This is a genomic window from Luteimonas sp. MC1825, assembly GCF_014764385.1.
Classification (GTDB): Bacteria; Pseudomonadota; Gammaproteobacteria; order Xanthomonadales; family Xanthomonadaceae; genus Luteimonas.
The window spans coordinates 2,196,035-2,209,373 of the sequence record NZ_CP061714.1 but is presented as its reverse complement, the minus strand read 5'-3'; the positions used below and the strand labels follow the sequence as shown (position 1 = coordinate 2,209,373).

Annotated in this window: 8 protein-coding genes; 6 read left to right on the top strand and 2 right to left on the bottom strand. The window is 70.1% G+C overall.

The genetic code is table 11. The annotated features are described in order from the left end of the window. Positions 1-2: 2 nt before the first annotated feature. Complete coding sequence (locus tag IDM46_RS10380; RefSeq protein WP_185116077.1) at positions 3-791, bottom strand: energy transducer TonB; 789 nt, start codon at positions 789-791, stop codon at positions 3-5. Between the two features lie 99 nt (positions 792-890). After that, positions 891-1,829: a glutathione synthase gene (gene gshB, locus IDM46_RS10375; RefSeq protein WP_185115635.1), complete on the bottom strand. Its 939-nt coding sequence runs from the start codon at positions 1,827-1,829 to the stop codon at positions 891-893. A 180-nt stretch (positions 1,830-2,009) separates the two neighbouring features. Here gshB and pilG point away from each other — a divergent pair, with 180 nt between their 5' ends. Genes pilG through IDM46_RS10325 form a run of 6 tightly spaced genes read left to right on the top strand, consistent with a single transcriptional unit; the run spans position 2,010 to position 13,337 of the window. Further along, positions 2,010-2,411 (top strand): twitching motility response regulator PilG, encoded by a 402-nt coding sequence (gene pilG / locus IDM46_RS10370; RefSeq protein WP_182825315.1) that lies wholly within the window; start codon positions 2,010-2,012, stop codon positions 2,409-2,411. A 19-nt stretch (positions 2,412-2,430) separates the two neighbouring features. After that, positions 2,431-2,796: a response regulator gene (locus IDM46_RS10365; protein ID WP_182825065.1), complete on the top strand. Its 366-nt coding sequence runs from the start codon at positions 2,431-2,433 to the stop codon at positions 2,794-2,796. A gap of 31 nt (positions 2,797-2,827) precedes the next feature. Beyond that, positions 2,828-3,355, top strand: coding sequence for a chemotaxis protein CheW (locus tag IDM46_RS10360; RefSeq protein ID WP_182825317.1), 528 nt, complete (start codon positions 2,828-2,830; stop codon positions 3,353-3,355). 31 nt (positions 3,356-3,386) lie between these two features. After that, positions 3,387-5,408, top strand: a complete 2,022-nt coding sequence (locus IDM46_RS10355; RefSeq protein WP_182825067.1) for a methyl-accepting chemotaxis protein — start codon at positions 3,387-3,389, stop codon at positions 5,406-5,408. A gap of 11 nt (positions 5,409-5,419) precedes the next feature. Beyond that, on the top strand, positions 5,420-11,875 hold the full coding sequence (locus IDM46_RS13630; RefSeq protein WP_221441874.1) for an Hpt domain-containing protein: 6,456 nt from the start codon (positions 5,420-5,422) through the stop codon (positions 11,873-11,875). Then, entirely contained in the window at positions 11,868-13,337 is a 1,470-nt protein-coding gene (locus IDM46_RS10325) for a chemotaxis protein CheB (protein ID WP_182825069.1), read from the top strand. The genes IDM46_RS13630 and IDM46_RS10325 overlap by 8 nt, the downstream gene beginning before the upstream one ends. The last annotated feature ends 2 nt before the right edge of the window (positions 13,338-13,339 follow it).

Sequence of the window (13,339 nt, the reverse complement as noted above, 5' to 3'; positions counted from 1 at the left end):
CATCAATCGTCGACCAGCTCGCCGCCCGGCAGGAAGTTCCAGGTGCGCGTGACGTGGAGGACGTCGATCTCCTCTTCCGTTCGCGGCAGCGGCGGGTAAGGCTCGGCGAGCCGGGCGATGCGCAGCGCGGCATCGTCGAGCAGGCGCACGCCACTGGACTGGATCACCTCGGCGCGCTCCACCGAGCCGTCGCGGCGGATCGCCACGCTGATCACCAGCGTTCCGGACAGCTGCCGGCGGCGCGCTTCGTCCGGATAGTTGAGGTTGCCGACCCGCTCGACGCGATCCACCCAACTGCGCAGGTAGGTCGCGTAGGCCCATTCCTGGGTGCTGGCGGACACGAACTTGCGCTTGGGCCGCTTGGCGTAACGCTCGGACTGCAGGTGGATCTCGGCGGCCAGGCGCGCCATCGCCAGGTCGCGTTCGATGCGTTCCTCGCCGCGCGGCAGCGGCGCGTCGTCGGCAAGCGGCGTGTCCTCCGGCGCGATGACGCGCGATTCGCCGTTGCGGCTGGCGACCACGCGTGTTTCCGGCGGCACGCTGGCGTCGGGTGACTGCGCGCGCATCGCCTGCTGCGCCACGCCGGACTCGTCCTGCGGCAGCTGGCCGACCTGGGCATCGCGCGGGCGCTTGCTGAGCTCGTCCTCGCCACCGCCCTGGTTGCTGGCCTGCGCCAGGAAGTCGGCCTGCGACTGCGTCAGTGGGCTGGTGGTCTCGGTGAGGATGACGTCCAGCGTGGGCAGCACCGGCGCCGCATCGTCGAGCGCGAAGCCGACGCCCAGCACCAGCATGCCGTGCACCAGCAGCGACAGCACCAGGGTGGCGCCGAGCCGGTCGCGGTCGCCGATCACCGATTGCGCAGGCAGTGCCGCCACGTCAGCCGCCGCGCCTCACTGCTCGATGGCGTCGAACAGCAGTCCCGCGATGTTGAGCCCGAACTGGGCGTCAAGCTCGCGGATGCAGGTCGGGCTGGTGACGTTGACCTCGGTGAGGTAATCGCCGATCACGTCGAGGCCGACGAAGCGCATGCCGCGCTTGACCATCTCCGGGCCGACCTGCGCCGCGATCCAGCGGTCACGCTCGCTGAGCGGGCGACCTTCGCCGCGGCCGCCGGCGGCCAGGTTGCCGCGGAACTCGTCGCCCTGCGGGATGCGCGCCAGGCACCAGTCCACCGGCACGCCGTCGACCAGCAGGATGCGCTTGTCGCCTTCGGTGATCTCCGGCAGGTAGCGCTGCGCCATGGCCAGGTGCCGGCCACTGTCGGTGAGCGTCTCCAGGATCACGTTGAGGTTCGAATCGCCCTTGCTCGCGCGGAAGATCGAGCGGCCACCCATGCCGTCCAGCGGCTTCAGCACCGCCTCGCCATGAAGGGCGACGAACGCCTTCAGCGCGGCGGCATTGCGGCTGACCAGGGTCGGCGGGCAGCACTGCGGGAACAGCAGGGCGGCAAGCTTCTCGTTCAGGTCGCGCAGGCCGCGCGGATCGTTGACCACGTTGGCGCCGGCCATGCGCGCGGCGTCGAGGATCAGCGTGTCGTGCAGGTAGTCGGCGTCGACAGGCGGGTCGCGGCGCATCAGCACGACGTCGCGCACCCGGAACGCACGCTGTGACGCAGTTCCCAGTTTGAACCAGCCCGCAGCATCGTCGGACACCTGCAGCGGTGCGACGAGGGCCTGGGCGACGCCGCCGTCCATCGACAGTCCACCCGGGAGCACGTAGTGCAGGCGATGACCGCGCCGTTGCGCCTCGAGCAGCATGGCGAACGTCGAATCCTTGGCGATGGTGATCGATTCGATCGGGTCCATCACGACGATGACTTCGAGTGACATGTGGGCCTTCCACGGCAGTAACTGACAAATGTTAGCAGCTGCATGCGGCACGATTGCCGCGATTGCCGATCGTGCACGCACAACGCCATATTCTTGCTTGACAGTGTGGCGCCCGACTGGGATATAAGACTGCTTGCAGCGACGCCGGCGTTTACGAGCGACGCGCACCGGGGAGACATGATGACGCAGGACGAGAATCGCGCCGGCAGCCTTGATGGCCTGCGCGTGATGGTGATCGACGATTCGAAGACCATTCGCCGCACGGCAGAAACCCTGCTGCGTCGCGAAGGCGCCGACGTTGTGACCGCGACCGACGGGTTCGAGGCGCTGGCCAAGATCGCCGACCAGCGGCCGCAGATCATCTTCGTCGACATCATGATGCCGCGCCTGGACGGCTACCAGACCTGCGCACTGATCAAGAACAACCAGCTGTTCAAGCACACGCCGGTGATCATGCTGTCCTCCAAGGATGGCCTGTTCGACAAGGCCCGCGGCCGCATCGTGGGCTCCGAGCAGTACGTCACCAAGCCATTCACGCGCGAGGAACTCCTCGACGCCATCCGCAAGCACGTCAACGCCTGACCGGGGGGACAGGTACACCATGGCAAAGATCCTGTTGATCGAGGATTCGCCGACCGATACGGCGGTGCTCACCCAGTTGCTTGAACGCAACGGCCACGAGGTGCTGGCTTCCGCCAACGCCGAAGACGGCATCGAAATGTGCAAGCGCGAGCTGCCGGCACTGGTGCTGATGGACCTGGTGCTGCCGGGCATGAACGGTTTCCAGGCCACGCGTGCGCTGTCGCGCGACGCGGCGACCAGCGCCATCCCGGTGCTGATCGTCAGCACCAAGGGCATGGAAACCGACAAGGCCTGGGGCATGCGCCAGGGCGCCAAGGGCTACATCGTCAAGCCGCCGGTCGAACGCGACCTGGTCGAGCAGATCAACAGCCTGCTGGGTGCCTGAAGTGGCCAAGCGCCCCGCCCGCCCGGTGGCGATGGATCCGTTCGAGATCCTCGCCGTCTACGAGCAGCGCAGCCTGGCGCACATTGCCGGCCTGCCGGAGCAGCTCGACGCGCCCGGCCTGTGGCGCGGTGTCGGCTATCGCGTCGGCCGCCGCTCGCTGGCCTCCGGCTTCGACGAGGTGGTCGAGATCCTGCCCATGCCGCAGCTGACGCCGGTGCCCGGCTCGCAGCCATGGATGCTCGGCGTCGCCAACATCCGCGGCAACCTGCTGCCGGTGGTCGACCTGCGCATGTTCCTGGAAGGCGAGCGCACCGTGCTGCACGAAAGCCAGCGCGTGCTGCTGGTGCGCCAGCCCGGCGGCGACGTGGCCGTGACGATCGACGAGTTGTACGGCCAGCGCAGCTTCCTGGTCGAGCAGGAAACCGATGCCACCGGCCTTGCCGATGGCCGCTATGCGAACTTCATCGACCGCGCCTACGAAGTGGGCGGTCATCCATGGGCGGTCTTCAGCCTCGACAGGCTGTCCCGCACCCCCGAATTCCGACACGCCGCGGCATGACCGCCGCCCCAGCAAGGCCAGAGGTAACACCATGAGCAATGTCATCGACAGCGTAGCCGGCAAGGGTCGCAACATCGGCACCAACGTCTGGATCTGGTTGCTGGTCGTGTCGCTGCTGGTATTCGCCGGCAACACCATCTACGCGATGACCAAGGCGGCGCGGCTTGGTGGCGCCAGCACGGCGGCGTCGAGCCTGCAGGTGAACTCGCAGCGCCTGGCCAACCAGGGCCGGGAGGCGGTCGAAGGCAATGCCGCGTCGTTCGTGGCGTTCCGCGCCACCAAGGCCGCGATCGACGGCGACATCTCGCGCCTCGACAGCAACTTCGGCAGCACCACCGGCGTCAGCGGTCCGATCCGCGCGGTCGGCGAAACCTGGGCGCCCCTGGCGATGAACGCCGACCAGGTGCTGGCCAGCGAGGCCGCGGTGGTCGCCTTCGCCGGCAACGCCGAACGCTTCAGCCAGGCGGTGCCGCAGCTGCAGGCGCAGCTCGATGAAGTGGTGCGCGCGATGTCGGCCAGCGGCTCGCCGTCGTCGCAGATCTACATCGCCCTGCGTGAAGTGGTGCTCGCCTCCACGATGGCGCGCCGCGTCACCGAAATCCGCGCCGGTGGCGCCGGCGCCTCCAACGCGGGTGACGCGCTGGCCCGCGACGCGGGCGTGTTCGAGCAGGTGCTCACCGGCCTGCGTTCGGGCGACGACGCCATGAACGTGCAGCCGCTGGGCAATGCCGCCGCGCTGGCCGCGCTGGCGCAGGCGACCACGCAGTGGACGGAGATGAAGAAGGACCTCGACGCGATCCTCGCCAGCTCCGAGAACCTGTTCGCCGCGCAGAACGCCGCCGCCGCGCTGACCACCGGGTCGGACAAGCTGCTCGGCAACAGCGAGTCGCTGTTCCAGGCGCTGACCGCGTTCGGCTCGCTGCGCGACACCAGCCTGCTCGGCAACATCTGGATCTCGATCATCGCCGGTGGCCTGGCGCTGTTCGCGCTGGCCGGCCTGCTGTGGGCACTCGGCCGCGCGCAGCGCGAGCGCTTCGAGACCACGATGGAGCTCAACAACCGCAACCAGGAGGCGATCATGCGCCTGCTGGACGAAATGGGCTCGCTCGCCGAAGGCGACCTGACGGTCAAGGCCACGGTCACCGAGGACATGACCGGCGCGATCGCCGACTCCATCAACTTCGCGGTCGAACAGCTGCGCAGCCTGGTGCAGACCATCAACGACACCTCGGTGCAGGTGGCGTCCAGCGCCCAGGAGACACAGGCCACCGCCATGCACCTGGCCGAGGCCGCCGAGCACCAGGCGCAGGAGATCAACTCCGCGTCCGACCGCATCAACGAGATGGCGCAGAGCATCAACCAGGTGTCGCGCAACTCGGCCGAGTCGGCCGACGTGGCGCAGCGCTCGGTGCAGATCGCCACCAAGGGCGCGGGCGTGGTGCGCGAGACGATCGCCGGCATGGACTCGATCCGCGACCAGATCCAGGAAACTTCCAAGCGCATCAAGCGCCTGGGCGAGAGCTCGCAGGAAATCGGCTCGATCGTCGAACTGATCAACGACATCTCCGAGCAGACCAACATCCTGGCGCTCAACGCGGCCATCCAGGCGGCGTCGGCCGGTGAGGCGGGCCGTGGGTTCGCGGTCGTGGCCGACGAAGTGCAGCGGCTCGCCGAGCGCTCGTCCAACGCCACCAAGCGCATCGAATCGCTGGTCCAGACCATCCAGTCCGATACCAACGAGGCGGTCAGCTCGATGGAGCAGACGACCTCCGAGGTGGTTGCCGGTGCGCGCCTGGCCGAGGACGCCGGTACCGCGCTGGGCGAGATCGAAAGCGTCTCGACCAGCCTCGCGTCGCTCATCGAGGGCATCTCCAGCGCCTCGCAGCAGCAGTCCGCGGCCGCGACCAACATCACCGCGACCATGAACACGATCCAGTCGATCACCGCGCAGACCTCGCAGGGCGCGAACCAGACCGCCGAGTCCATCGGCAACCTGGCGCAGCTTGCCGCCGACCTGCGCCGCTCGGTCGCCGACTTCAAGCTGCCGGCCTGAAGCACAGACCGATGACCGCCCTGCGCGACGCGATCGACTACACCACGCTCGGCTGGGTCAAGCCGGAGCTCGACGAGACCCTGCGCCAGGCGCGGATCGAAATCGAGGACTTCGCCGCCGACCCCGCCGACACCAGCCGCATGCGCTTTTGCGCCAGCTACCTGCACCAGGTGCAGGGCACGCTGCGCATGGTCGAGCTGTATGCGCCGGCGATGGTGGCCGAGGAGATGGAGCGCCTCGCCCAGGCGCTGCAGGAAGGGCGCAGCGTCGACCGCGACGGCGCCTGCGCCACCCTGATGCGTGGCGTGGTGCTGCTCCCGGATTACCTGGAGCGCCTGCAGAGCGGGCACAAGGACATTCCAATCGTGCTGCTGCCGCTGCTCAACGAGCTGCGCGCGGCGCGCGGCGAGGCGGGGCTGTCGGAGAGCGTGCTGTTCGCGCCCGACCTGCAGCGTCCGCTGCCGGGCTCGATCGCGCCGGCGCCGACCACGGTCGAGCCGGCACCGGTGCGCAATGCGCGCGCCCAGCCGCTGCTTGCCGGGCTGCGCGACGCCATGGCCGCGTGGCCCGAATCCGGCACGCCGCACAACGCGGGCGTGCTGGCCGCGTCGCTCGACGACCTGCTGGCGCATACCCGCCAGGAACCCGCGCGGCGGATGCTGTGGGTCGCCTCTTCAGTGGCCAAGGCCATGTCCGATGGCGCGCTGCAGGCCGGCCCCGGCCTGCGCCAGGTGTTCGCCAGCGTCGAGCGCGAGTCGCGGCGCATGTTCGAGGACGACGGTTTCGGCATCCCGCGTGCCGAGGCCGTGCTCGAGCCCACCCGCCAGCTGCTCTACCACGTGGCCCACGGCAGCGGCGACCATGCGCAGCTGCGCGCGCTGCACGACACCTTCGAACTCTCCGGACAGCTGCCCTCGGCTTCCGAGATCAGCCACGCGCAGGGCAGCCTCAGCGGCCGCAACCGCGCGCTGCTCGACACCGTGTCCGCCGCCGTCAAGGAAGACCTGCTGCGCGTCAAGGATGCGCTCGACCTGCACCTGCGCACCGGCGAAAGCGAGCTTTCGCGCCTGGCGCCGCAGGTCGACGCGCTCGGCGGCGTCGCCGATACCCTCGGCATGCTTGGCCTGGGCGTGGCGCGCGGCGTGATCCAGCAGCAGCGCGATGCGATGGCGGCGATCGTCCGTGGCGACCGCAGCGCCGACGAGGGCGCGCTGCTCGATGTCGCCGGCGCGCTGCTCTATGTCGAAGCCACGCTCGACGACCAGGTGTCGCGCCTCGGCGCGGGCGACGAGGATGGCGGCGACGAGGACGACCTGTTCTCCACCGAGTCGCGCAAGGTGCTGGAGGTGCTGGTCCGCGAGGCCATCGCCAACTTCGCCGATGCGCGCCAGGCATTCGTCGCCTTCATCGAGACCAGCTGGGACCACGCCGAACTGGCCGAGGTGCCGCGCCTGCTGCAGGAAGTCTCGGGCGCGCTGCAGATGCTCGAGCTGCCGGTGCCGGCCGCGTACCTCACCGGGGTGCGCCGTTACACCGAGGCCGAACTGATCGGCTCCCGCCGCGTGCCCAATGGCCGCCAGCTGGACACGTTCGCCGATGCGCTGGCAAGCCTCGAGTACTACCTCGAGGCGCTGCGCGAGAACAGGTTCAACCGCGACGAGATCCTCGACGTCACCCGCCAGAGCCTGGAAACGCTGGGTTACTGGCCGCTGCCGGCTGAACGCGAGACCGACGCCGCCGTATCGTCCGATGCGTCCGGCGACGACGCGCAGGCGGTCTTCAGCGAAGCGGACATCGAGCGCACGGTCGCGGCGCTCATCGACCGTGACCGCGACGACGACGGCGCGCGGGCCACCTTGCCCGCGCCCGTGGAGACACCCGCGGCCATGCCCGCAGCGGCGCCAGCGCCCGCGATCGCACGCGCCGAAGGCGGCTTCGAAGCCACCGGCGACGAGATCGACGACGAGATCCGCGAGGTGTTCCTCGAGGAGTTCGCCGAGGAAATCGACAACCTCGACCAGCTGCTGCCGCTGTGGCGCGCACAGCCGGACGACATGGAGCGCCTGCGCCCCATCCGCCGCGTGTTCCACACCCTCAAGGGCAGCGGGCGCCTGGTAGGCGCGCGCACGCTGGGTGAATTCAGCTGGAAGGTCGAGCACATGCTCAATCGCGTGCTCGAGGGCACGCGCGTCGCCAGCCCCGCCGTGGTGGCGATGGTCGACCAGGCCTTCTACACCCTCCCGCAGCTGCAGGCCGCGCTGCGCGGCGACGGCCCGGTGCAGGTCGACCTGGCCCGCATGCAGGCGTCCGCCGAGCGCATCGCCGCCGGCGACGAAGGCATGCCCGAGCACGCGGTGGCGGTGGAAGTGGCCGGCGATGATGTGCCTGCCGAAGACACGGTCGCCGCCGAGGCTGGACTGGCCGATGCCGATGCCGATGCCGGGCGCGACGCGATCGCCCCGCTGGCCGATGCGCCGCGTGCCGAGATCGAAATGATGCCGGCGTCGGTCGACGCCCTGCTGCTGGAAATCCTCGACGCCGAGGTGGCCGGACACCTGGTGACGGTCGATGCCTGGGTGGCTCGTGCCGCCGACGCGCCGACCGTGGCCAGCGAAGAACTGCTGCGCGCGCTGCACACCATGAACGGTGCCTTCGCGATGACCGAAGTGCCGTCGGTCGCGCAGGTCGTGGCGCCCGCCGAAGGCTATATCCGTCGCCTGCTCGCAGGCGGCACTCCGGCTTCCGTGGAAGGCGTGGCCGCGATCGGCGAGCTCACCGAGGTGGCCCGCGCCGCCCTGGTTGGCCTGCACGCGCCCGCGCCGCAGGTGCCGGTGGCGTTGGCCCTGGCCGCGCGCCTGGTGGGCCTGCGCGACGCCCTGCCGGACATCAGGCTGGCCCCGCAGGATGCGCAGGCCACCGAGACCGACGCCGGCGCGGACGACAGCGGAATGCCGGCCTGGATCGGCCAGTCGCCGGATCTGGTCGCGCTCGACCTGAGCCCATATGCGAGCTTCCAGGCCAGGCATGACGATGCCACCGCGATCGTCAAAGACGACGTGGATGCGGACGCAGAGCGCCTGGAGGCCGAACGCCTGGAGGCAGAACGCCTCGAAGCCGAACGCCTCGAAGCCGAGCGTCTCGAAGCCGAGCGTCTCGAAGCAGAGCGTCTCGAAGCAGAGCGTCTCGAAGCCGAGCGCCTCGAAGCCGAACGCCTCGAAGCCGAACGCCTCGAAGCCGAACGCCTCGAAGCAGAGCGCCTCGAAGCAGAGCGCCTCGAAGCCGAGCGGCTCGAAGCCGAACGCGTCGAAGCCGAACGTATCGAAGCCGAACGCCTTGAACTCGAGCAGCTTGAAGCCGACATCGCCGCGGAAGAGCGCGCCGAAGCCGAGCGCCTCGAAGCCGAACGCCTCGAAGTCGAACGCCTTGAAGCCGAGCGTGTCGAAGCGGACCGCCTCGAGGCCGAGCGCCTTGAAGTGGAGCGTGTCGAGGCAGAGCGCCTGGAAGCAGAGCGCAGTGAAGCCGAGCGCATCGAGGCCGACCGCACTGACGCGGAGCGCCTCGAAGTCGCGTCCGCCGAAGCCGGCATCGCGGGCGTCGACCTGCTGGCGGATGGCGCTCTGGCGGCCGATCCGGCGTCCCTCGAGGCCGAGCGCACCGCACTCGATGCGCTCGAAGCCGGACTTCTCGAGTCCGGCCGGATCGAAGCGGAGCGCCTGGAAGCCGAACGCGTCGAGCTCGAGCAGCTGGAAGCCGAGATCGCCGCCGAAGAACGTGCCGAAGCCGAGCGCATCGCCGCGGAGCGCCAGGAGGCGGAGCGCCTGGAGCTCGAGCAGCGCGAAGCCGCGATGGCCGCCGAAGAAGTCGCCCAGGCGGAGCACGCCGAAGCCGAGCGCGCGGAAACCGAACGCCTCGAACTCGAGCAGCTGGAAGCCGAGCTTGCCGAAGCGCAACGCGCCGACGCCGAGCGCATCGACGCCGAACGTGCCGAGGCCGAACGCCTCGAAGCCGAGCGCCTCGACGCCGAAGCCTTCGAGGCCGAGGAACTCGCGGCCGCGATCGACGGCCGCCACGACATCGACCCCGCGGTGGCCAGCCTGCTGGCGGCGATCGCGCTCGACCAGGATCCGGATGCGGCGTTCGACTTCACCGGCCTGGACCCGGAACTCATCGACATCTTTGTCGAGGAGAGTCGCGACCTGCTCGACCACTCCGACAGCCTGCTGGCCCGCCTGCGCGAAACGCCCGGCGACCGCGAGCCGGTGGTCGGCATGCAGCGAGACCTGCACACCCTGAAGGGTGGCGCGCGCATGGCCGGTGTGTTCGCCATCGGCGAGCTGGGCCACGCGATGGAATCGCTGCTGGAAGCCGTGGCGGAGCAGCGCTTCGACCTCGGCCGCGGTGACGTGCCGCTGCTCGAGCGCGGTTTCGACCGCCTGCATGCCATGGTCCTGCGGGTGGGCGAAGGCCGTGCCATCAGCGCCTCGCAGGCCTTGATCGACGCGTTCGATTCACGTGCCCGCGGCGACGACCTGGCGGCGCATGCGGCGGGTGTCGATGCCGCGCGCGTGCCGGCGCCCAAGGTTGAACTGAAGCCGCTGTCGGCGCCGATGAGCACCGGCCCGCTTGCCGGCGACGACGACGACATCGCCGTCCGCGCGCCGCAGGAACAGGTGCGCATCCGCGCCGACCTGCTCGACCGCCTGGTCAACTACGCCGGCGAGGTGGCGATTTACCGCGCCCGCCTGGAACAGCAGCTGGGCGCGTTCCGTGGTGCGATGGGCGAGATGGAGCAGACCAACATGCGTCTGCGCGACCAGCTGCGCCGCCTCGACATCGAGACCGAAGCGCAGATCGTCGCCCGCTACCAGCGCGAGCAGGACACCGGCGACGCGACCTTCGATCCACTCGAGCTCGACCGCTTCTCCACGCTGCAGCAGCTGTCGCGCGCGCTCGGCGAGTCCGCGGCCGACCTGACCAGCCTGCAGGGCACGCTGGACGACCTGACGCGCCAGTACGAAACCCTGTTGCTGCAGCAGTCGCGCGTGAGCTCGGAACTGCAGGAAGGCCTCATGCGCACGCGCATGGTGCCGTTCGACGGACTGGTGCCGCGCCTGCGCCGCGTGGTCCGCCAGGCCGCCGGCGATACCGGCAAGCACGTGCAGCTCAAGCTGGACGGCGCGCATGGCGAGCTCGACCGCAACGTGCTGGAACGCATGACCGCGCCACTCGAGCACATGCTGCGCAACGCGGTGGCGCACGGACTCGAGCTGCCCAAGCAGCGTCGCAAGGCGCGCAAGCCCGAAGAAGGCACCGTGCACATCGCGGTGCGCCGCGAGGGTTCGGAAGTGGTGCTCGAGGTCGGCGACGACGGCGCCGGCCTGGACCGCGCCGCGATCCGCCGGCGTGGCGAGGAGCGCGGCCTGCTGCGCGCGGACGCCGTGATGGCCGATGCCGACCTCGACATGCTGATCTTCGAGCCGGGCTTCTCCACGGTCGATGAGGTCAGCCGCCTGGCCGGCCGCGGCGTCGGCATGGACGTGGTGGCCAGCGAAGTGCGCCAGCTCGGCGGCACGCTGGACATCCGCACCCGCAAGGGCGAGGGCACGACCTTCATCCTGCGCCTGCCGCAGACGCTGGCGGTGACCCAGGCGGTGTTCGTCAAGATCGCCGACACCAGCTTCGCGGTGCCGATCGCGTCGGTGCGCGGCGTCGGGCGCATCGCCCGCGACGAGTTCGAGAAGCCCGGCGCCAGCTACTCCTACGGTGGCGAGGACTACGTCGTCCACGACCTCGGCGGACTGGTCGGCCATGGCGCGGCGAAGGCCGAGGGCCAGATGCAGATGCCGGTGCTGCTGGTGCGCTCGGGCGAGTTGCGCGCGGCGGTCGCGGTCGACCAGATCATCGGCAGCCGCGAGATCGTGGTGAAGCCGGTGGGGCCGCAGGTCGCCTCGATTCCGGGCATCTTCGGCGCCACCATCATGGGCGACGGCGGCGTGGTGGTGATCCTCGACGTGGCGCCGCTGGTGCGCCGCCAGGCCACCATGCCGCGCGATGTCGAGCCGGTGGTGGTGCAGGAGCAGCGCCCGGTGCCGCTGGTGATGGTGGTCGACGACTCGATCACCATGCGCAAGGTCACCGGCCGCGTGCTCGAGCGCCACAACTTCGAGGTCGCGACGGCGAAGGACGGCGTGGACGCGCTCGAGCGGATGGCGGATCGGGTCCCGGACCTGATGCTGCTGGACATCGAGATGCCGCGGATGGATGGCTACGAACTTGCCACCATCATGAAGGCCGACCCGCGCCTGCGGAACGTGCCGATCGTGATGATCACCTCGCGTACCAGCGAGAAGCATCGCCAGCGCGCGTTCGAGATCGGCGTGGATCGCTACCTCGGCAAGCCGTACCAGGAGAACGAACTGGTCCGCAACGTCTACGACCTGCTGAAGCTGAAACGCGAAGATGCCTGACGCCGCGAGCGACAAGATCCGCGTCCTGCTGCTGGCGCGTCCCGGCGAGGCGCGCACGCGCCTGGAAGCCGCGGTCGCCGACGCCGGCGCGGAGCTCGCGCTGGCGGCCGACCCGGTCACCGCCGATCCGGCCGAGGCCCTGGCGCTCGCGCCGCAGGCGGTGCTGGTGGCGCTGGAGCCGGCGATCGAGGACGCGCTGGAACGCTATGACGCGCTGCTCATGGACCCCGCGGTCGTGGTGGTGTTCGACGAGGCCGAGCTTGCCGCGCAGCGCGACGGTTGGGACGCGGCGCGCTGGGTGCGCCATCTCGCCGCCAAGCTCAACCGCCACCACGACGTGCTGCCACCCGGCGCGGAAGACGAACACACCCTCCACCCGCATCCGGGACCGCTGCCGGCACGCGAGTTCGACGGCGCCACGCTCGACCTCGAGGCGATGGCGGACACGGCGCATGAACTTGCCGCCGACGTTCCCCGCGCGGACGTGTTCGCCGACGAGGCGACGGACCCTGGCTTGTCCGGTCTGCTGTCCGTCGAAGACATGGACTGGTCCTCGTCGGCCGCCGGCGGCGATTACGACATCTCGCTTGCCGACGACCCGGCGCTTGCCGCGCTGCTGGCCGAGCAGGCGCAAGCCACGTCCGGCGACGTGCCGTCGCCGGCGGACGTCGATGACGGGTCCGGGTTCAGCCTGGTCGACCCCGAGGCGCCAGCAGCGGACGGCGTCGATATGGCTGGCCCCGACGGCATCGACGCCAGCGCCGAGGGCGGCACGGCCGACATGCTCGCGCTTGGCGATGGCCTGTCGCTGGCCAATGACGATGCGCCGCTGGCCAGCCGGCCTGCCGTGCAGCCGGTCGATCTCGATGCCCTGGAAAGCCGCCTCGGCGGGTTGTCGCTGGCGGAATTCGACAGCTACGGCCATGGCACGCTGCGCGGCGCGGTGCTGGTCGAGGGAGGGCTCGGCGGACCGGATGCGGTGCGCCAGCTGCTTGGCAACCTGCCCGAAGGATTCCCGCGTGCCGTGCTGGTGCGCCTGCAGCTCGATGGTGGCCGTTACGACCGCCTGGTGAAGCAGATGGAGCGCGCGACGCCGCTGCCGGTGGCGCTGGCGGAGGACGGCCAGGCCGCCGAGGCCGCCACGATCTACTTCCTGCCGCCGGAACTGGTGGTTGTCGCCGACCGTGCGCGCCTGGTGTTCGCGGCAGTCGATGAGCACGACGCGCGCGACCCCGTGGCGGCGCTGCCTGCCGGCGACAGCGCACTGCTGTTCCTGAGTGGCAGTGATCCGGTCCGCGCCGAACGTGCCATGGCGCTGGCCATGGAGGGCGCGCTGGTGATGGCCCAGTCCCCGGGGACCTGCTACGACGCGGCTGCCGCCGACGCGCTGATTGCGCGTGGCGCCGCGGCCGCCGATCCCGCCGACCTCGCGCAGCAGCTGCGCGACCGCTGGCCAAGTTGAGG